The sequence below is a fragment of the Rhizobacter koreensis genome (assembly GCF_013366375.1).
GTDB lineage: Bacteria > Pseudomonadota > Gammaproteobacteria > Burkholderiales > Burkholderiaceae_C > Schlegelella_A > Schlegelella_A koreensis.
Window position 1 is genome coordinate 74,224 of sequence record NZ_JABWMJ010000011.1, and the last position, 21,229, is coordinate 95,452.

At 71.9% G+C, this 21,229-nt stretch carries 20 protein-coding genes and 1 pseudogene; 11 read left to right on the top strand and 10 right to left on the bottom strand.

The annotated features are described in order from the left end of the window. Positions 1-24 precede the first annotated feature (24 nt). The 3 genes from nuoN to HQN59_RS20485 are packed head-to-tail and all read left to right on the top strand — an operon-like array spanning position 25 to position 2,565. The gene (gene nuoN, locus HQN59_RS20475; protein ID WP_176070983.1) at positions 25-1,497 is read left to right on the top strand and encodes an NADH-quinone oxidoreductase subunit NuoN; all 1,473 of its coding nucleotides are present in this window, start codon (positions 25-27) and stop codon (positions 1,495-1,497) included. After that, a complete protein-coding gene (locus tag HQN59_RS20480) occupies positions 1,497-2,105 on the top strand; it encodes an NUDIX domain-containing protein (RefSeq protein WP_176070984.1) in 609 nt (202 codons plus the stop codon). The genes nuoN and HQN59_RS20480 overlap by 1 nt, the downstream gene beginning before the upstream one ends. Before the next feature lie 13 nt (positions 2,106-2,118). Continuing rightward, positions 2,119-2,565, top strand: a complete 447-nt coding sequence (locus HQN59_RS20485) for a DUF1178 family protein (protein WP_176070985.1) — start codon at positions 2,119-2,121, stop codon at positions 2,563-2,565. Positions 2,566-2,601: 36 nt separating this feature from the next. On the opposite strand, the gene HQN59_RS20490 is transcribed toward HQN59_RS20485, so the two are convergent. Further along, on the bottom strand, positions 2,602-2,844 hold the full coding sequence (locus tag HQN59_RS20490; protein WP_176070986.1) for a DUF2917 domain-containing protein: 243 nt from the start codon (positions 2,842-2,844) through the stop codon (positions 2,602-2,604). Between the two features lie 206 nt (positions 2,845-3,050). Between HQN59_RS20490 and HQN59_RS20495 the strand changes: the two genes are divergently transcribed. Next, positions 3,051-4,043, top strand: a complete 993-nt coding sequence (locus tag HQN59_RS20495) for a LysR substrate-binding domain-containing protein (RefSeq protein WP_176070987.1) — start codon at positions 3,051-3,053, stop codon at positions 4,041-4,043. On the opposite strand, the gene HQN59_RS20500 is transcribed toward HQN59_RS20495, so the two are convergent. Further along, the gene (locus HQN59_RS20500; RefSeq protein WP_176070988.1) at positions 4,021-5,439 is read right to left on the bottom strand and encodes an FAD-binding oxidoreductase; all 1,419 of its coding nucleotides are present in this window, start codon (positions 5,437-5,439) and stop codon (positions 4,021-4,023) included. The genes HQN59_RS20495 and HQN59_RS20500 overlap by 23 nt on opposite strands. After that, positions 5,439-5,822 carry a DUF2069 domain-containing protein gene (locus HQN59_RS20505; protein WP_176070989.1) on the bottom strand — a complete coding sequence of 128 codons (384 nt, stop codon included), beginning with the start codon at positions 5,820-5,822 and terminating at the stop codon, positions 5,439-5,441. Before HQN59_RS20505 ends, HQN59_RS20500 begins: the two co-directional genes overlap by 1 nt. A 36-nt stretch (positions 5,823-5,858) precedes the next feature. On the opposite strand from HQN59_RS20505, the gene HQN59_RS20510 reads away from it, so the two are divergent. Then, entirely contained in the window at positions 5,859-7,064 is a 1,206-nt protein-coding gene (locus HQN59_RS20510) for a YihY family inner membrane protein (protein WP_342451261.1), read from the top strand. 7 nt (positions 7,065-7,071) lie between these two features. On the opposite strand, the gene HQN59_RS20515 is transcribed toward HQN59_RS20510, so the two are convergent. Then, a complete protein-coding gene (locus tag HQN59_RS20515) occupies positions 7,072-7,665 on the bottom strand; it encodes an alpha-ketoglutarate-dependent dioxygenase AlkB (protein ID WP_246295060.1) in 594 nt (197 codons plus the stop codon). A 424-nt stretch (positions 7,666-8,089) separates the two neighbouring features. On the opposite strand from HQN59_RS20515, the pseudogene HQN59_RS20520 reads away from it, so the two are divergent. The 4 genes and pseudogenes from HQN59_RS20520 to HQN59_RS20535 all read left to right on the top strand — a co-directional run bounded on the left by HQN59_RS20520 (position 8,090) and on the right by HQN59_RS20535 (position 13,329). Then, positions 8,090-9,821, top strand: a pseudogene (locus tag HQN59_RS20520) (FAD-dependent oxidoreductase). A 10-nt stretch (positions 9,822-9,831) separates the two neighbouring features. Further along, positions 9,832-10,140 (top strand): chorismate mutase, encoded by a 309-nt coding sequence (locus HQN59_RS20525; protein ID WP_176070991.1) that lies wholly within the window; start codon positions 9,832-9,834, stop codon positions 10,138-10,140. Between the two features lie 140 nt (positions 10,141-10,280). Then, positions 10,281-12,278: a chorismate-binding protein gene (locus tag HQN59_RS20530; protein WP_176070992.1), complete on the top strand. Its 1,998-nt coding sequence runs from the start codon at positions 10,281-10,283 to the stop codon at positions 12,276-12,278. 79 nt (positions 12,279-12,357) lie between these two features. Beyond that, positions 12,358-13,329 carry a Bug family tripartite tricarboxylate transporter substrate binding protein gene (locus tag HQN59_RS20535; protein WP_176070993.1) on the top strand — a complete coding sequence of 324 codons (972 nt, stop codon included), beginning with the start codon at positions 12,358-12,360 and terminating at the stop codon, positions 13,327-13,329. 320 nt (positions 13,330-13,649) lie between these two features. On the opposite strand, the gene HQN59_RS20540 is transcribed toward HQN59_RS20535, so the two are convergent. Together HQN59_RS20540 and HQN59_RS20545 are read right to left on the bottom strand one after the other, a co-directional pair. After that, positions 13,650-14,675, bottom strand: coding sequence for an SDR family oxidoreductase (locus HQN59_RS20540; RefSeq protein WP_246295061.1), 1,026 nt, complete (start codon positions 14,673-14,675; stop codon positions 13,650-13,652). Between the two features lie 147 nt (positions 14,676-14,822). Continuing rightward, complete coding sequence (locus tag HQN59_RS20545; protein ID WP_176070994.1) at positions 14,823-15,200, bottom strand: hypothetical protein; 378 nt, start codon at positions 15,198-15,200, stop codon at positions 14,823-14,825. Positions 15,201-15,320: 120 nt separating this feature from the next. Between HQN59_RS20545 and HQN59_RS20550 the strand changes: the two genes are divergently transcribed. Continuing rightward, entirely contained in the window at positions 15,321-15,458 is a 138-nt protein-coding gene (locus HQN59_RS20550) for a hypothetical protein (protein ID WP_176070917.1), read from the top strand. A gap of 234 nt (positions 15,459-15,692) precedes the next feature. Continuing rightward, on the top strand, positions 15,693-16,115 hold the full coding sequence (locus HQN59_RS20555) for a secondary thiamine-phosphate synthase enzyme YjbQ (RefSeq protein ID WP_176070995.1): 423 nt from the start codon (positions 15,693-15,695) through the stop codon (positions 16,113-16,115). A 4-nt stretch (positions 16,116-16,119) separates the two neighbouring features. Here HQN59_RS20555 and HQN59_RS20560 read toward each other — a convergent pair whose 3' ends face one another. The 4 genes from HQN59_RS20560 to HQN59_RS20575 form a co-directional block, all read right to left on the bottom strand. Further along, the gene (locus HQN59_RS20560) at positions 16,120-16,974 is read right to left on the bottom strand and encodes an EamA family transporter (RefSeq protein ID WP_246295062.1); all 855 of its coding nucleotides are present in this window, start codon (positions 16,972-16,974) and stop codon (positions 16,120-16,122) included. A 70-nt stretch (positions 16,975-17,044) separates the two neighbouring features. Continuing rightward, the gene (locus HQN59_RS20565; RefSeq protein ID WP_176070996.1) at positions 17,045-18,709 is read right to left on the bottom strand and encodes a Na/Pi cotransporter family protein; all 1,665 of its coding nucleotides are present in this window, start codon (positions 18,707-18,709) and stop codon (positions 17,045-17,047) included. 33 nt (positions 18,710-18,742) lie between these two features. Then, positions 18,743-19,453, bottom strand: coding sequence for an FCD domain-containing protein (locus HQN59_RS20570; RefSeq protein ID WP_176070997.1), 711 nt, complete (start codon positions 19,451-19,453; stop codon positions 18,743-18,745). A 275-nt stretch (positions 19,454-19,728) separates the two neighbouring features. Further along, on the bottom strand, positions 19,729-20,946 hold the full coding sequence (locus HQN59_RS20575; protein ID WP_176070998.1) for a GGDEF domain-containing protein: 1,218 nt from the start codon (positions 20,944-20,946) through the stop codon (positions 19,729-19,731). Positions 20,947-21,229 lie beyond the last annotated feature (283 nt).

Consider the following 21,229-nt stretch of genomic DNA (forward strand, 5'->3'; position numbering starts at 1 on the left):
GTGCAATTCCAGGTACCGTATCCGATGAACTGGCCCGCCGTCTATCCCGAGATCGCCCTCCTGGCGGCGGCATGCGTGATCGCGCTCGTCGACCTCTGGTCGACCGACCCGCACCGCAGCCTGACCTACTGGCTCACGCAGGCTTCGCTGGCCGGTGTCGCGGTGCTGCAGGCCGTGTACTTCGACCAGGGCCTCACGCATTACGCCATGCAGCGCATGGTGGTCGCCGACCCGATGGGCCACCTGCTCGGCGCGTTCGCGACGATCGCCGTGATGGTGTCGCTCGCCTACGCACGACCCTACGCGGCCGAGCGCGACATGCTCAAGGGCGAGCTCTTCACGCTGTCGATGTTCGCGCTGCTCGGCATCCTGGTCATGCTGTCGGCGAACAACTTCCTCGTCATCTACCTCGGCCTCGAGCTGATGTCGCTCAGCCTCTACGCGCTCGTCGCGATGCGGCGCGACGACACCGGCGCCACCGAGGCGGCGATGAAGTACTTCGTGCTCGGCGCGCTGGCGAGCGGCTTCCTGCTCTACGGCCTCTCGATGATGTACGGGGCGACCGGTTCGCTCGAGATCAGCGAGGTGTTCCGCGCCATCAACACCGGCCAGCCGGCCAAGGCGGTGCTGGTGCTCGCCACGGTGTTCATCGTCGCCGGCCTCGGTTTCAAGCTCGGCGCGGTGCCGTTTCACATGTGGGTGCCCGACGTCTATCAGGGTGCGCCGACCGCGGCGACTCTGTTCGTCGGCGCCGCGCCCAAGCTCGCCGCGTTCGCGATCACGCTGCGCCTGCTCGTCGAGGGCATGCTCGGCCTGGCCATCGACTGGCAGCAGATGCTCATCGTGCTGTCGGTCGGCTCGATGCTGCTCGGCAACCTGGTCGCGATCGCGCAGAACAACATCAAGCGGATGCTGGCGTACTCGACGATCGGGCAGATCGGCTTCATGCTGCTCGGCCTGACCCCGGGCGTGGTGAGCGGCAACACCGTCTCGGCGAGCAACGCCTACAGCTCCGCGATGTTCTACGTCGTCACCGACGTGCTGACCACGCTGGGCACCTTCGGCATTGTCATGCTGCTGTCGCGGCGCGGCCACGAGGCCGAGTTCATCGACGACTTCAAGGGCCTGGCGCGGCGCAGCCCCTGGTTCGCGGGCGTGATGGCGATCTTCATGTTCTCGCTCGCCGGCATTCCGCCGACGGTCGGCTTCTACGCCAAGCTTGCCGTGCTGCAGGCGCTGGTCTCGACCAACGTCGCCGGCTACACGACCCTTGCCGTTATCGCGGTCGTGCTGTCGCTGCTCGGCGCGTTCTACTACCTGCGCGTCGTCAAGGTCATGTTCTTCGATGATCCGGTCGACGCACAGCCCATCGTCGCGAGCCGCGAGGTGCGCACCCTGGTGTCGATCAACGGTCTGGCCATTCTGGTGCTCGGCATCGTGCCGGGAGGGCTGATGCAGCTCTGCGCGCAGGCCATCGTCCAGATGTTCGCGACCTGATGGCCGAACGTTCCGGGCTGCCGCCGGACGGCGACGACAGCCACCTGCGCGAGGAGCGACTCGAGTCCGAGTCGGTCTGGCGCGGCCGCATGCTCGACGTGCGCGTCGACCAGGTGCGCCTGCCCGACGGCAGCACCACCCGGCGCGAGTACATCGTCCACCCGGGCGCGGTCGTCGTCGTCGGGTTGCTCGACGACGGGCGCGTGGTGGTCGAGCGCCAATGGCGCTACCCGGTCGGTCGGGCCATGATCGAATTCCCCGCCGGCAAGCTTGACCCGGGCGAGCCGGTGCTCGACTGCGCGATCCGCGAGCTGATCGAGGAAACCGGCTACCGCGCGCGCGAGTGGGCGCGCGCCGGCATCCTGCACAACGCGATCGGCTACTCGAACGAGGGCATCGAGGTCTGGTTCGCCCGCGGCCTCGAAGCCGGCGAGCGCCAGCTCGACGACGGCGAGTTCCTCGACGTGTACGACGCGTCGCTCGACGAGCTCGAGAGCCTCGCCCAGCGCGGCGAGCTCACCGACGCGAAGACGCTGGTCGCCATGCTCTGGCTGCACCAGTGGCGCGACGGCCGCTGGCCGCTCGAGTGGCGGCCGGCACCTGCCTGAGGACGCGCTGCCGATGAAGGTGCTCGACCTCTGCTGCGCCAACGAGCACCGCTTCGAAGGCTGGTTCGCATCGGAAGACGACTACCGCGCGCAGCAGGCGGAGGGTCGGGTCGAGTGTCCGCTTTGCGCCGACACCGCGATCCGGCGCCTGCCGAGCGCGCCGCGCCTCAACGTCACGAAGGCGGCGCCGCCGGAGGTGCCGGCTCCCGCTGGCGTCGCTACCCCTGCGCCGCTCAACCCGCAGGCGCTCTGGCTGCGTGCCGTGCGCCACGTGCTCGCCAACACCGAGGACGTCGGCGACCGCTTCGTCGACGAAGCTCGCCGCATGCACCGCGGCGAGATCGACGAGCGCGCGATCCGCGGACAGGCTTCGCGCGAAGACGCCGAGGCCTTGCGGGACGAGGGCGTCGAGGTGCTCGCGATCGAGCTGCCCGACGCCCTCAAGCAGACCCTGCAGTAGCCGCGCGTCGCGCGGTGCCGGCGCGGCGCACGCGCTTCATCGAATCCGCTCGACGAGCAGCAGGTAGCTCGAGTCGGCGAGCGCACTGATCAGTGCGGTTCCGGGTCGATCGAGGACGATCGCTTCGCCGCGTTCGACGACGCGATCGCGCAGGTCGCCGTCCTGCGTCACCCACAGGCACCCGGCGAGGCACTCGATGCGCTCGCCGCGGGGTTGGTCGATGCGATCGGTGCGGCCTTTCTTCAACGTGCGCGCGGCGGCGCTCAGTTCGTTCTTCATGGAGCTCTCCCTTGCATGCGAACCGCGCATGCTCGAACCGCAGGGCAACCGGCGTCGTTCGCTGCGGTGCAAGGAGTTTGGTGCGGAAGCGCGCGGCGCTCAAACGGTCATCTGGAATGTCTCGCATGCACGTGGCGCATGCTTGCGGGCGCCCACGCACGCGGTGACCCGCTACGATGGCGGCGCCGCCGCCACGTCGCACGCCCATGAGCCAGCGCCGCTTCGACCTGCCGCCGCTCGATACCCTCGAGGCCTTCGAGGCCGCGGCGCGCCACCTCAGCTTCACGAGAGCGGGCGACGAGCTCGCGCTCACGCAGTCGGCGATCAGCCGGCAGATCAAGCTGCTCGAGGACCGGCTCGGGGTCGTGCTGTTCCGGCGCCTGCATCGCTCGCTCGAACTCACCGACGACGGGCGCGTGCTCGAGCGGGCGACGAGCACGGCGCTCGAGCAGCTCGACCGCGCCTGCATCGAACTGCGCCGCGCCGATCGGGTGCGGCCGATCGTCGTGGCGACCACGCCGGGCTTCGCCGGGCTCTGGCTGATCCCGCGCATCTCGGGCTTCAGCGCGTCGCGCCCGCATGTCGACGTGCGCATCTCCGCCGGCAATGCGCTCTCGAACCTGGCGCGCGACGGCGTCGACGTCGCGATCCGCTACCTGCCGGTCGATGGCGTTCCGGCGGGAGCGCTGCGCCTGTTCGGCGACGTCGTGTTCCCGGTCTGCAGCCCGCGCCTGCTGCGCGACCCGGCGCGGCCCCTCGCCGAGCCCGACCACCTGCGCCAGCACGTGCTGCTGCTCGCCGAGCCGGACGGCGGCAACCACCTGCAGGACTGGCCGCTCTGGCTGCACGCGATGAAGCTGCCGGAGCTGCGGCCGGCGAGCGTGCTGCACTTCTCGTCCTACGACCAGCTCATCCATGCGGCGATCGCCGGGCAGGGTGTCGCGCTCGGCAAGAGCCCGCTCATCGATCGCTTCCTCAAGGAGAAGAAGCTGGTCACGCCGTTCCGCCGCGAGGTGGCGTCGGCGCGCAGCTACTACATGCTGCTGTCGGAAGCCGGCGCCGCCAAGCCCGAGGTGCGCGAGTTTGCCGACTGGCTGACCGAGGAAGCGCGCCTCTCGGAAACCGCTGCCGCGCCATCCGCCGTGGCACGCAAGCGCGCGCCGACCGGCCCGCGCGTCAGACCACGCGCCCCGGATTGAGCCGCCCGTCGGGGTCGAGCGCGCTCTTGATCGCGCGCATCAGCTGCAGCGCGACGGGCGACTTGCGGCGGACGAGCTCCTCGCGCTTGAGGCTGCCGATGCCGTGCTCGGCCGAGATCGAGCCGCCGCGTCGCGTTACCGCGTCATAGACGAGCGTGTTCACCGCCGCCTCGTGCTCGCGCAGGAACGCCGCGGCGTCGCCGCCTGCGGGGCACTGCACGTTGTAGTGCAGGTTGCCGTCGCCGAGGTGACCGAAGTTGACCAGCCGCACGCCCGCGAACGCCTGCTGCAGCTCGGCGTCGGTCGCCGCGACGAACTCGGCGATCCTCGACACCGGCAGCGAGATGTCGTGCTTGATGTTGAGCCCTTCGAGCGCCTGCGCGAGCGGGATCGACTCGCGCAGGTGCCAGAGCGCCTTCGACTGCTCGAGGCTCGACGCGAGCACCGCGTCCCGCACCAGACCGCGCTCGAGCGCGGTCTCGAGCGCGCTCTCGAACACGCTCGCCGCGTGCTCGGCGCTTTCCGGGTCCGACTGCTCGATCAGCACGGTCCAGGGTGCAGGCTCGAGCGGCTGACGCTGCTGCGGAAAGTGCTTGGCGACCAGCTCGAGCGCGAAGGCGCCCATGATCTCGAAGCCGGTGAGGCTGGCGCCGAGGCGCGCCTGCGCGAGGCCCAGCCACGCGACCGCGTCGTCGATCGACGCCAGCGTGACCAGCGCGGTGGTTCGCGCCGCCGGCTGCGGCTCGAGCTTCAGCGTCGCCGCAGTGATGATGCCGAGCGTGCCTTCGCTGCCGATCAGCAGGTCGCGCAGGTCGTACCCGGTGTTGTCCTTGCGCAAACCCGCGAGGTCGTCGCAGACCTCCCCGGCAGCGGTGACGAATTCGAGCCCCAGGCACTGCTCGCGGGCGTTGCCGTAGCGCAGCACCTGGGTGCCGCCGGCGTTCGTCGCCAGATTGCCGCCGATCGTGCAGCTGCCTTCGGCGGCGAGGCTGAGCGCGAACAGCAGGCCGCGCTCGGCGGCCGTCTGCTGCACGACCTGCAGCACGCAGCCCGCTTCGACCGTCATCGTCAGGTTGGCGACGTCGACCCCGCGGATGGCGTTCATGCGCGTGAGGCTCAGCAGCACCTGGGTGCCGCTCGCATCGGGCGTCGAGCCGCCGACGAGGCCGGTGTTGCCGCCCTGCGGAACGATCGACGTGCGGTGCGCCGCACACGCGCGCACGACGGCGGCAACCTCGGCGGTGCTCGCCGGGCGCGCGACCGCGAGCGCACGCCCGTGGTGACGCTTGCGCCAGTCGACTTCGTAGGCTTCGAGGCCGTCGCCGGTCAGCACGTTCGACGCGCCGACGATCCCGCGCAGGACGTCGAGCAGGCTGGTCTCGGCGGGGGTCGCCATCACGCGACGACCGGACCCGCGGTGCGCTGTCGCGCCCGGATGTGGAGGCAGCACGCAGCGAACACGCCGATCGCGAGCAGCGCCTCGAGCGTGCCCAGCGCGCTGCCGAGGCCACGATCGCTCGTCGCCCGCACGGCACCCTCGGCGACGTAGACCCAGACCAGCAGGCTGAGCGCGCGATAGGTGAAGAGGCGGTCGCGCCAGAGACCGCGCAAGGGTAGGAGCAGCGGGACCACCTTGAGCGCCAGCGTGCGCGTACCGGTCGGTGCCAGCACCAGTTCCCAGGCGAGGCCGAGAACGATCAGCGCAGCGAGCGAGGCGAGGGTGGCGAGACGCCAGCGAGCGGCCGCGGCGGAGCCGGGCGGGACGGGCGCAAGATCCATCCTGACTATCATGCCATCGATGACCGACCGACCGCCGTGCTGACCCGCGACCCCGGCGCCGGCGCGACCGCCCGGCAGCCGCTCTGGCTCGGCACGCTGCGCACGCTGCACCAGCGCTTCCGCGAGGACCGCCTCGCGATGACCGCGGGCAGTCTCACCTTCACCACGCTGATCTCGATCGTTCCGCTGGTGACGGTGCTGCTCGCGCTGTTCTCGGCGCTGCCGCTGTTCTCGAACCTGCAGGGGTCGCTGCAGCGCTACTTCCTGCGCAGCCTCATCCCCGACAGCATCTCGCAGACGGTGCTCGGCGCGGTCACGCAGTTCTCGGCGCGCGCGAGCCGCCTCGGCAGCGTGGGTCTTCTCGTGCTGGTGCTGAGCGTCATCGCGCTCATGCTGACCATCGACCGCGCGCTGAACGCGATCTGGCGCATCGAGCGACCGCGTCCGCTCGGCCAGCGGGTGCTCATCTACTGGGCCGCGGTCACGCTGGGGCCGCTGCTCGTGGGTCTCAGCCTCACGCTGACGTCGTACGCGGTGTCGGCGTCGCGCGGCCTCGTCGATGCGATGCCCGAAGGCTTCGGGTTCCTGCTCGGCATGGTCGAGTTCGTGGTGGTTGCGCTCGGCTTCGCCGGGCTGTTTCATGTGGTGCCGAACACCGCGGTGCGCTGGCGGCATGCCGTCGCGGGCGGCCTTTTCGTCGCGATTGGCTTGGCTGCAGTGCGCCAGCTGATCGCCTTCTACCTGAGCCAGGTGCCAACCTTCGCGGTGGTCTACGGGGCGTTCGCGACCCTGCCGATCTTCCTGATCTGGATCTACGTGAGCTGGATCATCGTGCTGCTCGGCGCGGTGATCACGGCCGATGCGCCGATGCTGCGCACGCGGCTGGCGCGCTGGAGCGACGCGCCGGGCACGCGCTTTCGCATCGCGCTCGCCGTGCTCGGCGCGCTGGCGGCCGCGCGTGCCGGCGCGCGCAGCGGTCTTACCGCAAGCGAAATCGCCGAGAAGGTCGGCATCGACCCGCTGCAGAGCCAGCCGGTGATCGACCAGCTGATCGGGCTCGGCTGGGTCGGCCGCCTCGACGAGGCGCCGGCGCCGCGCCACGTGCTGCTCTGCGATCCCGCGTTGACCCCGCTGCAGCCGCTGGTCGAGGCCCTGCTGGTCGCGCCGGCGCCTGAACTCGGCGCATTCTGGGCGCGTGCCCGCCTCTCGGACATGAGCGTCGCGGAGGCCGCCGGTGCCTGAACCGGCGTCAGCCGGCGCCCGCCGGGCCGAGCCCGCGCGAGCGGCGTGTGCTGCGCGTGCGAAAGGTGACCGAGTGGCGCAGCGCCGGCGTCGGCGCGATGCTGTGCTGCCAGCCCCAGCGTGCCTCGCCTTCGAGCCGGTAGATCGAGCGCGGCGGCAGTTCGACGTTGAGCACGTCGGCCTTGCGCGGGTTGACCGGCGGGTAGCGGCGCAGCCGCATGCGCGCCGGCGTGCCGAGCGACACCCCGACGACGACTTCGAAATCGGGCACGTCCCGGTGCCAGCCGAGCGGCGTTCCCGCGCGGTACTCGGCCACGAGCGCACTGCTCAGCGCGTCCGGTGCGAGCCCGGCCCACGTGGCAACGCGCTCGCGCAGGCCGAGCAGCACCTCCGGGATCGGCGGCCCGGGCAGCAGGCGATGGGCCGCGAAGTCGTACGCGGTGCCGAAGTTCGCGACCCGACGCCGCGCGGTGTAGCCCTTGTACTCGGCCTCGTGCAGCGGCAGCTGCGCGATCGCCGCGAGCAGTTCGGCCTCTTCGGCCGCGCTCAGAAACCCGGGCTCGAAGCGCCAGCCGGCCGGCATTGGCGTGGCGGCAGGCATCGGAAGATCGAAGAGGTCGGATTGCTGCATCGCCGGGGCGTGCGGTGGGTCGGCGTCGGGCAAGCGCACGGGGCCCAGGGCGCTCGCGGTTCGCGGTGCCTGCAGCGCGTGGCGCGCGCACCTGCGGCTTGCGGCGCATCTGGCGCGGATTGTCCGGCACGTTTCGGCGTCTGTCAGCGCAGGGTTTGGCGCCGCCGCACCGAGCCATCGCCGTGCGGGGTCGGAGCGTCGTCGAACACGGCGGACCGCGCAGCGTCGTCGCTCGCACCCCGCCGCGTCGTCGCTCGCGCGTGGTGTCGCTGAGCGACGGTGCCCGCCGACGTGCCCCCGCGCGTTGGGCGGTACCGGCCTGGGCAGCCGCGCGGGCCTGGGCTGCATGATCGTTGATCGAGCGCCGGCGGCACGACCGTGCCGCTAGCACCTGATGAGTTCCACGCACCTACGGGAGGACAGCATGGCAGAGCCGCAGCCCGGCCTCGACGCATCGACCGCAGCGACCCTGGCGCTGCACCCGCGCCACGAGCAGATGTTCCCCACGCTCGGCGACGTCGACATCGCCCGTGTGCGCCGCTTCGCGACGACGCGGCGCTATGCCGACGGCGAACGACTGTTCGAGGCCGGCAAGCCCGCGCCGGGCATGTTCGTGCTGCTCGCGGGTCACGTCGCGGTGACCCAGCGCGACGGCTTCGGGCATTCCACGGCGGTGGTCGACCAGGGTCCGGGCCAGTTCCTCGCCGAGATCAGCCAGCTCTCCGGCGGCCCGGCGCCGGTCGACGGCACCGCCGAAGGCGAGGTCGAGGCGCTGCTCGTCGAGCCGGCCGACCTGCGCCGGCTGCTGATCGCCGAGGCCGAACTCGGCGAGCGCATCGTCCGCGCGCTAATCCTGCGCCGCGTCGGCCTGCTGCAGGCGGCGCTCGGCGGTCCGGTGATCGTCGGCCCGGCGACCTCGCCGGGCGTCGCGCGCCTGCAGAGCTTCCTCACCCGCAACGGCCAGCCGCACCACGTGATCGATCCGCGCAGCGACGCCGACGCCCACGAGCTGATCGTGCGCCTGGCGCCGTCGCCGGCCGACCTGCCGATCGTGCTCGCGCTCGACGGCAGCGTCCTGCGCAACCCTTCCGAGATCGAGCTCGCGCGTTCGATCGGCATGATCGGCGGCGCGCTGCGCCGGCCGTGCTACGACGTCGTCGTGGTCGGCGCCGGCCCGGCGGGCCTCGCGACCGCGGTGTACGCGGCATCCGAAGGCCTGTCGGTGGTCGTCGTCGACAGCCGGGCGTTCGGCGGGCAGGCCGGCGCGAGCGCGCGCATCGAGAACTATCTCGGCTTCCCTACCGGGATATCGGGCCAGGCGCTCGCCGGCCGTGCGTTCATCCAGGCGCAGAAGTTCGGCGCCGAGATCGTGATCCCCGCGACCGTGCGCGCGCTCGGCTGCGGCGCGCCCGGGTCGCCGTTCGAGCTTTCGCTCGACGATGGCAGGACGATCCGCACCCGCACCGTCGTCATCGCGAGCGGCGCGCGCTATCGACGCCCGGCGATCGAAGCGCTCGACCGCTTCGAGGGCCGGGGCGTGTGGTACTGGGCCTCGCCGATCGAGGCGCGCCTGTGCGCCGGCGATTCGGTGATGCTGGTCGGCGGCGGCAACTCGGCGGGACAGGCGGCGGTGTTCCTCAGCGCGCACGCGCGCCACGTGACGATGCTGGTGCGCGGCGAGCGCCTCGCCGACAGCATGTCGAGCTACCTCGTCGAGCGCATCGCCGCCGCGCCGAACGTCGAGCTGCGCACGCGCGCCGACGTGGTCGCGCTCGACGGCGACGCCGACGGCACGCTGGCGCGCGTGCGCTGGCGCGACCGCGCGACCGGCGCCGAGCAGACGGTGCCGATGCGACATCTCTTCCTCTTCGTCGGCGCCGACCCAGCGACCGAGTGGCTGGCCGGTTGCGACATCGAGCTCGATCGCGCCGGGTTCGTGCGCACCGGTCCGGAAATCGACGCCGCGCCGCTCCAGAGTTCGGTGCCTGGCGCGTTCGCGATCGGCGACGTGCGCTCCGGGGTCGGTCAAGCGCGTCGGCGCGGCGATCGGCGAGGGCGCGCAGGTCGTTCACGCATTGCACGGCTACCTGGCCGCGCATGCCGAGGAGGGCATGCGGACGGCCTGACAATCGCGGAATGAACTCGCCCGCCACCCGAACCCCCGCCGCCTGTGAATCGCTGGATCACGTCCGTGCCGAGATCGACCGCCTCGACCGCGCCATCGTGCAACTGCTCGTCGAGCGCGGCCACTACGTGCTCGCCGCAGCCCGCTTCAAGCCCAGCGTCGAGGCGGTGCATGCGCCTGCACGCGTCGAGCAGGTGATCGCCAACGTGCGCCGCCAGGCCGAGGAGGCCGGCGGCCTGCCGGACGTGGTCGAACGGGGCTATCGCACGCTCATCGAGGCGTACACCGAGGCCGAGCGCGAGCGCCACGCGAGGCTCTGAGCAGCGTTTCCCGCCGCGCGCTTCCGGGTGCGGCTGGTGTCCGCCGTGGCTGCCCGGCGGGCCGGCACTGCGGAACGCCGCGCGCCGGTCGCCTGGCGTGATGCCCATCGCTCCCCCACGCAATTGCCCCGGAGTTCCCCGTGACCGAACCCGTCTCCTCCATCCGCATCGCCGTCGAACGTTGCGAGCGGCCGGCCGGCCCCGCCGACGCCCAGGCGGCGATCGCCGCGATCGGCGACGGACCCGGCGTCTGGCTCGGCTGCGACGTCCACGCGCCGGGTCTCTATCGCCGCGAAGCCATGGCGGCGCTCGACCCGCTGCTTGCGATCGTTCTCGACGGCACCCGGCTGCGCCTCGTTCCGCACGGTCGCGTCGGCCGCGCCGTCGGCGAGCGGCTCACGGAGCTCGCGCCGTTCGAGCGTGTCGACGGCCGCCTCGAGCTGAGCTTTGCCGATGCCACGCCCGATGCGTCGCCCGCGAACCCGCACCCGGCGATCCGCCTGCTCGAAGCCATCCTTGCCGCGTTCGCGACCGACGCCCGCGAATTCGGCTTCTACGGCGCGCTCGCGTTCGACTACCACCGGCTCGGCGAAGCCGACACGCTGCCCGACGACGGCCGACGCCGCGTCGCCCTCGTGCTGCCCGCGCGCGTGCTGGTGACGGGCGAGGGCGGTGATCGATGGGTCGAGTTCGCGTTCCCCGGCCACGCGCCGGTCGATGGCGCCGACGCAGCGGTGCCGTCCGCCATGATCGACCGCGACCGCACCGACCAGCCGCCCGGCACGCACGCGCGCTCGGTCGCCGCGGGTGTCGAGCGCATGCGGCGCGGCGAGCTGGGGTCGCTGGTGCTGTCGCAGACGTTCCGGCGCCGGGTCGAGGTCGACGCCGCGGATGCGTTCGCGCGCCTGCGCCGCGACAACCCGTACCCGGCGATGTTCTTCGTCCATGTCGGCGGCGGCGAGCGCGTGTTCGGCGCCTCGCCCGACGTGCAGGTGCGCGCCGACGCCGAGTGGGTCGAGACCGCGCCGGTCTGCGGCACCTTTCGCCGCGGGGCCGACCCTGTCGACGACTACGAGCAGGCCAAGGGCCTCGTGACTTCGGAGGTGGACGAGGCGTCGCTCGCGGTCTGCGCCGATTCGGATCGCAACGACAAGGCCAAGGTGTGCGAGCCCGGCAGCGTCGAGATCGTGACGCGGCGCCGCATCCACTTCTTCTCGACCATCATCCACGCGATCGACCACGTGCGCGGACGCCGCCGCGCCGGCGCCGGCCCGTTCGAGATCGTGCTGACGCACGCGACGCCGGCGACGGTGACCGGGATGCCGAAGGCCGCGGCGCGCGCGGCGATCGCGGCGATCGAGCCCGAGTGGCGCGGCTGGTACGCGGGTGCCGCGGTACGCATCGGCGCCGACGGCAGCTGCGAGGCGCTGACGATGCTGCGCTTCGCACGCTTGGTCGACGGTATCGCCGAGGTGCGCTGCGGCGGCAGCCTGCTTGCCGATTCGGACCCCGTGCGCGAAGAGGAGGAGACCCGCCTCAAGGCCGAGACGCTGTTTCGCGTGCTCGGCGGCGGCTCGCCGCGGCCGCCGGCCGCGCCGGCACCAATCGGTGCGGCTTGGCGCGTCGACGTCGTCGATGCGGGCGATCCGCTCGCCGCCTTGCTGCACGAGGCACTGGTGCAGGCCGGCTGCACGATCACGCCCGGCGCGCCGGTCCGCGTGCTCGGCGACGCGCCGCTCGAGCGTCTGCGTGGCGCGCCGGCCCCCGCCGGCGCGACGCCGACGCTTGCCGTCAACAACGCTGGTCTGGCCTGGCTCGAGCGCGACGGTGCGACGCTGCACAAGCTCGAGGTGCCGCAGTTCGGCCGTGCGCTCGAGGTGGAGGCGATCGGCGACGGCGCGTTCGCGGCGCTCGGCCGCTTCCAGCTCGGCGTCTACGCGAGCCACGTGATCGCGGCCGACGCGCTGCCGGCCGGCTGGCAGCTCGCCGCACGCGGCGCCGACGGCCGCGTCGTCGTCGCAGTGCACCCGGGCCGCCGCGCCGTGGTGCTGCTCGCACGGCCGGATTCGGTGCTCTCGACCCGTCGCGGTGGCGGCCGTGCGGTGCTGCACGCCGCGCTCGCCTGGCTCGCCGCCTGACCGCGTTCGCCCCGGCGCCGGGCCGATCGCACGAGACCGCGCCTTTAAAATCGACCCCTTCACGACTGGAGCCTTCCCGATGAAACGCCGCGCCACGTTGGCACTTGCAGCCCTGCTGGCCGTTGCGGCCCTTCCCGCCGCCGCGCAGAGCACCTGGCCGAGCCGGCCGGTCCGCATCGTCGTTCCCTATGCGCCCGGGTCGTCGCCCGACGTGCTGATCCGCATCATGGGCGAGAAGCTCGGGCCGCGGCTCGGTCAGCCTCTGGTGATCGAGAACCGCCCGGGCGCCGGCGGCAACACCGGCACCGATCACGTCGCCAAGTCCGCGCCCGACGGCTACACCTTCCTCGTCAGCACCAACGGTCCGCTGGTCTACAGCACCGTCTTCAACCCGAAACTGCCGTACGACCCGTTCAAGGACCTCGCGCCGGTCACGCTCGCCGGTGGCCAGCCCAACGTCTGCGCGGTGTCGAACGACATGAACGTCGCCGACGTCAAGGCCTGGGTCGCCGCGATGCGGCAGAACCCCGGCAAGTACAACTACTCGTCGACGGGCATCGGCTCGATGTCGCACCTGTCGATCGAGATCCTCAAGCTGCGCACCAACTCGTTCGCGGTGCACCTGCCGTACGCGTCGTCGCCTCAGGCGATCACCGCGATCCTGCAGGGCGACGTGCAGTTCGCGTGCGTGCCGCCGGTGGCGGTGATGCCGCAGGCCAAGGCCGGCAAGCTGAAGGCGGTCGCGGTCACGAGCGCCAAGCGCAGCGCGCTGGTGCCGGGCGTGCCGACCCTCGCCGAGTCGGGCTTCCCGGAAATCCAGGCGCTCGCCTGGATGGCGGTGATGGCACCGGCGCGCACGCCGGCCGACGTGATCGAGCGCATGAACCGCGAGATGGTCGCGGTGCTCAACGACCCCGAGGTGCGCAACAAGCTCGCGACCGCGTACATCGAGCCGATCGGGTCGACCCCCGCAGAGCTCGCCAAGTGGATGACCGAGGAGCGCACGCGCTGGGCGCCGGTCATCAAGTACGCCGAGCTGAAGGCCGAGTAAGGCGAGCGGGGCAGCTGCGCCGCGTCTCGCGGTGGCGGGCAGGCCGCCGCCGCGTCGCGTCACACGGCCGAGGCCCGGCGCCGAGCTAGCGGATCACGCCGCACGCCAGCCGCGTTCCGGCGTTGTCGGTCGGCTGCGTCGTGAAGTCGCCGGCCAGCGAATGCACCGCAGCCGGCAACGGCCAGCGCGAGACCGAGCCTCGAAAGGGCGACCGCCACGCGCGGCGTCGCGGCGCGGGGTGCGGGCGCGGGTGCGATGTGCAAGCTCATGGCAGTTCCTCTCGAGTGGTTGCTGGGTCGGCGCGAACGGATCGATGCGCGTCAGCCCATCGGCCGACCGCCGGTGCTGCCCCAGACGTTGCCGCTGACGTAGCTCGAGTCGGCGGCGGCGAGCTGCACGTAGAGCGGGGCGATCTCGGCCGGCTGGCCGGGGCGGCCGAGCGGGGCGTCGGCGCCGAACTTGGGCAGCTCCTCGAGCGGCTGACCGCCGCTCGGCTGCAGCGGGGTCCAGAACGGACCGGGGGCCACCGCGTTGACGCGGATCCCCTTGTCGGCGAGCTGCTTGGCGAGTGCCTGCGTGAACGTGATGATCCCGGCCTTGGTGGTCGCGTAGTCGAGCAGCAGCGCCGGCGGGTCGTGCGCCACCACCGATGCGGTGTTGATGATGGTCGCGCCCGGCGGCAGGTGCTCGAGCGCCGCCTTGGTGATCCAGAACATCGCGTAGAGGTTGGTCTTGAGCGTGGCGTCGAATGCGTCGGTCGTGATGTCGGCGATCGACTTCTGCGCCTGCTGGCGCGCCGCGTTGTTGACCAGGATGTCGAGCCCGCCGAGCGCCTTCACGGCGTCGGCGACGAGCTGGATGCAGAACTTCTCGCTGCGGATGTCGCCCGGCAACGGGATCGCACGCCGGCCTTCGGCGCGGATCAGCTGCACCACCTCGCGGGCGTCCTCCTCCTCGGCCGGCAGGTAGCCGATGGCGACATCGGCGCCCTCGCGGGCATAGGCGATCGCCGCAGCCCGCCCGATGCCGGAATCGCCGCCCGTGATCAGCGCCTTGCGACCGGCCAGGCGTCCCGAGCCGACATAGCTCTTCTCGCCGTGGTCAGGGCGCGGCTGCATGCGGCTCGCGAGCCCCGGCCACGGCTGCGTCTGTTCGGGAAACGGCGGCTTGGGATAGGCGTTCCGCGGGTCGACGAGGGTGCGGCGTGCCGGCCGAGCTGCATCGGCGCTCGCCTGTGCGGCGGCGCCGCTGCTGGCCATCAGCGCCGGGGCGGCGACGAGGCCGCCGAGCAGGCCGATGGCGTTGCGCCGGGAGGGGGTAGGGTCGGAATCGTCGTCGATGGGCATGCCGGGCTCCTCGTTCGTTTGAGAGAGCGCCGGCACGGCAAGCGTCGTGCCGCGGCGGCACGCCCGACGTGCCCAAGCGCGAGCACGTGGCGGCCCCGCGAGCGCGGCCGCCGGCTTGCGTTGAAGCCTGCCGGCCCGACCAGCGCGTCAGCTGGCCCCCGCATCGCGCGGTGGGCCGCCCGCCTTCCACAGGTAGTAGACGCTCTGGCGCAGCAGGCGCTCGGCGTTGGCGTCGTCGACCCAGCCGAAGCGCGCGCGCAGGCTGGCGGTGAACGCGCCGGCGTCGACCTGCTTCGCGTTCTCGGCCGCGAGCCGGTACGCGGTCTCGTGGCCGAAGCGCATCGCTGCCTGACACACGGCGTCGAGCTCGTCGAGGGCGTCCGGCGTCAGCCACGGATGCTGCACACGCAGGCGCTCCTGGATCGGCGCGAGCCACCGGTCACCCCAATCCATCGCGAGCGCGAGGCCATCGTTGAGCAGCGTCTCGCGGGCCGGGCGTTTGCGGAAGCGGGCGAGCCAGTTCACGCGGCGCAGCATAGGAGCTCGCGATGCGGCGCGCCGGCGCGCGTGCGCGATCGACCGCCGCTGCCGGCGGCTCGGCGCGCCGTTTGCTGGCACACCGCATCGATCCCTTGGAGAAACCGGATGAGCACCAGCGACACCCCGACGCAGAAGGCGACCAGCCCCGAGACCAAGCCCACCGGGCAGAAGCGCAGCCAGGAGCGCGGCACCGCGACGCGCAGCAAGAAGAACCCCGGCAAGCGGGCCAAGCAGGGCGGTTAGCGGCCGCGCCGGCGGGCGCATCGCTCGACCGTCGTGCTGCGCGCTGTTCATCACGCGCCCTCACGCGGCGGCTGACTGCTGCGCGGCTGTCGCCTGACGCGGCGTCGCGCTGGGTGCACGCCTGGCCAGCATCGACCCGTGCGCGCCCGGCGACGGCCGCCGCTGCGTGCCCATCGTGTCCGCGGTAAAGGATTCCTGACGGTCCCCCCGCGAGCCACGCGCGTCGCCGCTCCGATGCATCACCAAGCCCACACCCTGCGCGTCGCGACGCCCGGACGATCGCTCACCGAGGTCACGCCGGCGGTCGCGCGCTGGGTCCGTGAGACGCGGATCCGGCTGGGCCTGCTGACGCTCTTCATCCGCCACACGTCGGCGAGCCTGCTGATCACCGAGAACGCCGACCCGCAGGTGCGCGTCGATCTCGAGCGCTTCTTCGCCCGGCTGGTGCCGGACGGCGACCCGTCGTTCGACCACGTTGCGGAAGGGCCCGACGACATGCCGGCACACGTGCGCGCCGCGCTCACGCAGACCCACCTCGCGGTGCCGATCGTCGACGGCGTGCTCGCGCTCGGCACCTGGCAGGGCATCCATGTCTACGAGCATCGCCGTGCGCCGCACCGGCGCGAGGTGGTGCTGTACGCCAGCGGCGAGCTCTGACCGTTCAGCCGAAGCGCAGCGCGATCACCCCCGCGACGACGACGCCGGTGCCGAGCGCGCGCTGGGCGCCGAAGCGCTCGCGCAGCAGCCAGGTGCCGAGCACCGCCGCGAACAGCACCGATGTCTCGCGCAACGCGGCCACCGACGCGACCGGCGCGCGCGTCATCGCCCATAGCGCGATGGCGTACGAGCCGATCGAGGCCGCTGCACCGCCGGCCGAGGCCGGCCAGCGTTGCGCGAGCTGGTGGCGCAGGCCCGCGCGGCCCGCTGCGTCGCGCCGCAGGTAGACGACGAGCGGATACGTGCACCCGTTCACCACGAACAGCGTGAGCACGTAGCTGAGCGGCTGACCCGCGAGGCGCACGCCGCGACCGTCGACCACCGTATAGATGGCGATGATGGCGGCGTTCGCGAATGCGAACGCGAGCGCCTTCCTGTGGTGCAGCACGCCATGCTGGCGCGCCAGGCCGATCAGCGCAACGCCGACGCTGATGCCGGCGACGCCGAACCAGGTGAGCGTCGACGGTCGCTCGCCGATCAGCGTGCCGCTGCCGATCGCGACGAGCAGCGGTGCCGAGCCGCGCATGATCGGGTAGGTGAGGCCGAGGTCGCCATGCCGATAGGCGCCGACCAGCGTCGTGTAGTAAGCGACGTGCACCAGCGCCGAAACGCCGATGAAGGGCCACGCCGCGCGCTCCGGCAGCCCCAGGACGAGGAGCGGCGGCACCGCCATCAGCCCGGCGATCGCCTGCAGCAGCGCCGTGTCGGCGGCCTTGTCGCCACCCGACTTGATGAGCGCGTTCCACGACGCGTGCAATGCCGCGCCGAGCAGCACGATCGCGACCAGGGACCAGCTCAAGACCGCAGCCGCCCGCAGGCTCGGCCGGTGCACCCCGCAGCGCGCGGCGAGCGAGGCGACCGCGCGAAAGTCACTCGCCGCCCAGCCCGGCGAGCTGCGACTGGCGGATGCGCGTCTTGGTCAGCGCGCCGGCCGACTCGAGGATCGGGTAGGCGATCGAGCAGATGTGCGAGTTGATGCGCTTGAGGTCGCTGATGAGGTCGAGGTGCAGCGAGCTCGTCTCGATGCTCTGCGCGGTGTTGTCGCGCAGCCGGCTGATGTGATTGGCGGCGTACTCGTGCTCGAGGTCGCGGAAGTGCGCCTTCTCCTCGAGCAGCCGCTTGGCGTCGCGCACGTGGCCGTCCAGGAACACGCTCATCCCGAGGCGCAGGTTGGCGAGCAGGCGCTCGTGCAGGTGGCAGATCTCGGCCATGCCGGCTTCGGAGAAGCTGCGGTTCTTGCGCACCTTCTTGTCCTCGATGTCCTGCAGCACGCGCTCGATGATGTCGCCGATCTGCTCCATGTTGATCGTGAACGAGACGATGTCGGTCCAGCGCCGGCTTTCCTCTTCGGACAGCGCCTCGCCGGAGATCTGCGTCAGGTAGAACTTGATCGCCGAGTAGAGCTCGTCGACGGTGTCGTCGAGCTTGCGGAGCTGGCTCGAGAGCTGCAGGTCGTTGTTGCGGATGACGGGAATGATCCCGCGCATCATGGTCTCGACCACGTCGGCCTGGTGCAGTGCCTCGCGCGCCGCGCAGCTGATCGCGAGCGACGGCATCGTGAGCGCGAGCGGGTCGAGGTGGCGCGGCCGCAGCGAGTCGACGTTGCTGCCGCGCGCCCGCAGCCAGCGGTCGACGCTGCGCCCGACGAGCCCGGTGAATCCGATGAACAGGATCGCCAGCGCGAGGTTGAACCCGAGGTGGAAGAACACGACCTGCTGGTGCACCACCGGCAGCAGCTGCTGGAGCAGTGAACGCGCCTGGGGCAGCACCATCACCGCGAGCAGCGTGCCGGCGATCTTGAAGATCATGTTGCCGACCGGCAGGCGGCGCACCTCGGGCGCCGCGTTGGCGGTGGCGAGCAGCGCGAGGATCCCGCTGCCGATGTTCGCGCCGAGCACCAGCCCGAGCGCCACGTCGATCGTCAGCACGCCCGACGAGGCGAGGGTCGCGATCAGCAGCACGATGGCCAGGCTCGAGTACGCCATCACGGTGAGCGCGGCGCCGACCACGACGTCGAGCGCGACCTCGTTCGGCAGCGCGACGAGGAGCCCCCGCACCGCCGGGGCCTCCACCAGCGGCCGCGTCGCGCCGACGATCAGCTGCAGCGCGAGCGTGATGAGGCCGAGACCGATCAGCACCCGTCCGATCGCCCCGGCGCCGCTGTTCTGGCGCGAGATGAAGACGACCACGCCGACGAAGATGAGCAGCGGCGACAGCCACGACAGGTCGAGCGAAAAAACGACCGCCATCAGGCTGGTGCCGACGTCGGCCCCGAGCATGACGGCGAGCGCGGCCGTGGTGGTGACGAGGTTCTTGCCGACGAACGACGCGACGATCAGGCAGGTGGCGGTGCTCGACTGGACGATGCTGGTGACCCCGATACCGGCGACGACGCCGCGAAGCCGGTTTCCGAAGCTGAGCGCCAGCACGCGCCGCAGGTTCTCGCCGAGGACGCGGAGCATGCCGGTGCGCACGATGTGCGTGCCCCACACCAGCAGCGCGATCGCTGCGAGCAGGTTGAGGAGATGGATCAACGGAGTCGGGCTTTCAGAGACGGTTCCAAAGGTTCACGCGACGGATGCAGGTTCGGTTGACCGGGGCTGCCCCAGGGTCGGAGCGCGCCGGTTGCGGCGCCGGCGCTGCAGCGCGTGCGCGGCCATCGCCGCGCCCGCTGCGCCGGCGTCGCCCGCGGCGAGCGCGGCGACGATGCGGCGGTGCTCGCGCGACGACAGCGTCGAGCCGGCGCGCGGAGCGGCGCTGCGCACCAGGCTCAGTTCCTTGGCGAGCTGGCGATCGATCGCCATCAGGCGCCGGTTGCCGCTGAGTTCGACGAGTCGGTCGTGAAAGCGCCGGTCGAGCGACTCCCACGCCAGCGCATCCCGCGCCGCGCTCGCCGCGTCGAGCGCGTCGGCAAGCTCGCGCAGCTCGGCAAGCGTGGTGGCGTCGACGCGGCGCGCGACGCGTCGACCCACGAGTGCATCGATCGCCGCGCGCAGGTCGAGGATTTCGTCGACTTCGTCGGCGGCGATCTCGCGCACGAACACGCCGCGGTTCTTCTCGGCGCGCACGAGGCCGGCTTCGCCGAGCATCCGGAACGCCTCGCGCAACGGGCCGCGCGAGACGCCGAGTCGCGCGGCTAGCGCGGTCTCGGTCAGCCGCGCGCCGGGGCCGAGCTCGCCGCTCAGGATCATCCGCTCGAGCTCGGCCTGTACCGCGCTGGTCAGCGAATGGCGCTGGAGCAGGGCGATGGTGGCGCTCGATGGGGGCTGCGCTGGCATCACGCGAGTAGATGCTTCGTCTTGAAAACTGTCAACAGTCGGCAGTCTTCCGCCTAAGTGGCGCTGTCGACGGCAACAGGCACCGGCACCAAGGTTGGCGCAACGCCGTCATTGAAAACGCGACGCACCCAACGCTTCGTGTTCTCGCCGGCTGCTCGCGAAGCAGGTGTTTGCCGAGGTCTGCGCGGTCAGCCGCGCGGGGTCGCTGGCGTCCTGCACCAGGCGTGCGCGGGCACCGTCCGCCTCGCGCTCCGCGCGGGAGCGACGCAGATCGCTCAGGCGAGCACGTTGTCGCCGCCCAGCATCGGCTCGATCGCGAGGTCGACGGCGACGGCGGGGCGCGGCGCGGCTGCCGCTGCCGCGAGCCGGGCGACGTCGCGGCTCTGCGCAAGCTCGGCCTCGGCACGCAGCAGCGCACCCGCGAGCGTCTCGCCCGGCTCGAGTTGCGCGATGCCGATGTTGAGGCTCACGCGGGCGATGCGCGGCGCGATCTGGCGATCGTCGAGACGCGTCATCACGCGCGCGGCGGCGCGCCGCGCCTCGTCGGCGCTGGTCTTGAGAAGGAGGGCGGCGAAATCGTCGCCACCCAGGCGGCCGGCGATGTCGCGCCGGCGCAGCGTCTCGCGCAGCGCCACGCCGACCTGGCGCAGGGCCTCGTCGCCGTTGGACGCGCCGAGCACGTCGTTGATGTGCTTGAGGCAGTCGACGTCGAATACGACGACGCTGGCAGCGGCGTCGCCGCGTTCGGCGAGCGCCGCCTGGGCGAGCTCGTGGAAGTGGCGCCGGTTCGGCAGCCGCGTCAGCGCGTCGACATCGGCGATGTGGCGCAGCTTGCGAAGCGAGCCATGCAGATCCTCGACCTTGCGCTCGTGGTTCAGCAGCACGCCAAGGTAGGTCATGAGAAGCGCGGACGCCACGGTGGCGAGCAGCAGCACGGTGGCGGTCGCCGCCGGCGTGACGCCGACGGCCGTCGCGGTGTAGGCGAGCCACATCGCCTGTGCACCGGCGCCGATCAGCACCGCGGCGACCAGGCTCTTGAGCGCGGTGCTGATGTTGAAGTCCTCGAGGCGGGTCAGCAGCACCGACGCATACACGTTGAGAGCGATGCCGGCACCGGCGACCACGCCGGGGCGCGGCGCGCCGTCGGCGCCGAACGCGGCGCTGACGGCGCCGACGACCCAGGCGGCGCCGAGCAGCAGCCAGTCGACGAGCGCCGGCAGACCGGGGCTGCGCCGAGAGAAGAAGCGCCGCATGCCGGCGAGCACGACGATCGGCCAGGCGAGCGCGAGCGCCGCGGCGGCGGTCTGCGCCGGCGGCAGCGTCTCGCCGACCGCGGCGAGCACGAGACCGGGCACGAGCAGCCAGGCGGCACCGACCCACCACCAGGTGCCGCGGTAGCTGCGCTGGCGTGCGGCGACGAAGGTCGTGACGCCGGCCGCCAGCGCGAGCGCAGCGGCGCAGGCGAGGAGCAGGGTCGGCAGGTGGACTTCCATGGAGAGCGGCAAGAGAGGGGCGCCGCGACCCGGCAGGGCAGGCGTTCAGGCAGCAACGGCAAGCATCGCAAATCGCACCGTCGTGCGGGGCGCTCTTGGCCCATGGTGCACGGCGAAAGCGGTATCAATTCGCAGCGACGTCGGCGTCATCCGACGGGCGAAGCTTCGCTGGCGCGCGGCGCGGCATATCGCACGCGATGTCCGAGCAGGGCCAAAGCCGATCGCTGCGCGCCGCATGCCACCCGTACACTGCCGCGCTGGTTCTGGCTCGGTTGCGTCTTAC

Coding starts and splice junctions, on each gene's coding strand:
- HQN59_RS20575 (WP_176070998.1), bottom strand. CDS start 20,946: ATGGAAGTCCACCTGCCGACCCTGCTCCTCGCCTGCGCCGCTGCGCTC.
- HQN59_RS20500 (WP_176070988.1), bottom strand. CDS start 5,439: ATGGCGACCCCCGCCGAGACCAGCCTGCTCGACGTCCTGCGCGGGATC.
- HQN59_RS20480 (WP_176070984.1), top strand. CDS start 1,497: ATGGCCGAACGTTCCGGGCTGCCGCCGGACGGCGACGACAGCCACCTG.
- HQN59_RS20570 (WP_176070997.1), bottom strand. CDS start 19,453: ATGCCAGCGCAGCCCCCATCGAGCGCCACCATCGCCCTGCTCCAGCGC.
- HQN59_RS20485 (WP_176070985.1), top strand. CDS start 2,119: ATGAAGGTGCTCGACCTCTGCTGCGCCAACGAGCACCGCTTCGAAGGC.
- HQN59_RS20540 (WP_246295061.1), bottom strand. CDS start 14,675: ATGCCCATCGACGACGATTCCGACCCTACCCCCTCCCGGCGCAACGCC.
- HQN59_RS20515 (WP_246295060.1), bottom strand. CDS start 7,665: ATGCCTGCCGCCACGCCAATGCCGGCCGGCTGGCGCTTCGAGCCCGGG.
- HQN59_RS20495 (WP_176070987.1), top strand. CDS start 3,051: ATGAGCCAGCGCCGCTTCGACCTGCCGCCGCTCGATACCCTCGAGGCC.
- HQN59_RS20505 (WP_176070989.1), bottom strand. CDS start 5,822: ATGGATCTTGCGCCCGTCCCGCCCGGCTCCGCCGCGGCCGCTCGCTGG.
- nuoN (WP_176070983.1), top strand. CDS start 25: ATGAACTGGCCCGCCGTCTATCCCGAGATCGCCCTCCTGGCGGCGGCA.
- HQN59_RS20525 (WP_176070991.1), top strand. CDS start 9,832: ATGAACTCGCCCGCCACCCGAACCCCCGCCGCCTGTGAATCGCTGGAT.
- HQN59_RS20535 (WP_176070993.1), top strand. CDS start 12,358: ATGAAACGCCGCGCCACGTTGGCACTTGCAGCCCTGCTGGCCGTTGCG.
- HQN59_RS20555 (WP_176070995.1), top strand. CDS start 15,693: ATGCATCACCAAGCCCACACCCTGCGCGTCGCGACGCCCGGACGATCG.
- HQN59_RS20490 (WP_176070986.1), bottom strand. CDS start 2,844: ATGAAGAACGAACTGAGCGCCGCCGCGCGCACGTTGAAGAAAGGCCGC.
- HQN59_RS20550 (WP_176070917.1), top strand. CDS start 15,321: ATGAGCACCAGCGACACCCCGACGCAGAAGGCGACCAGCCCCGAGACC.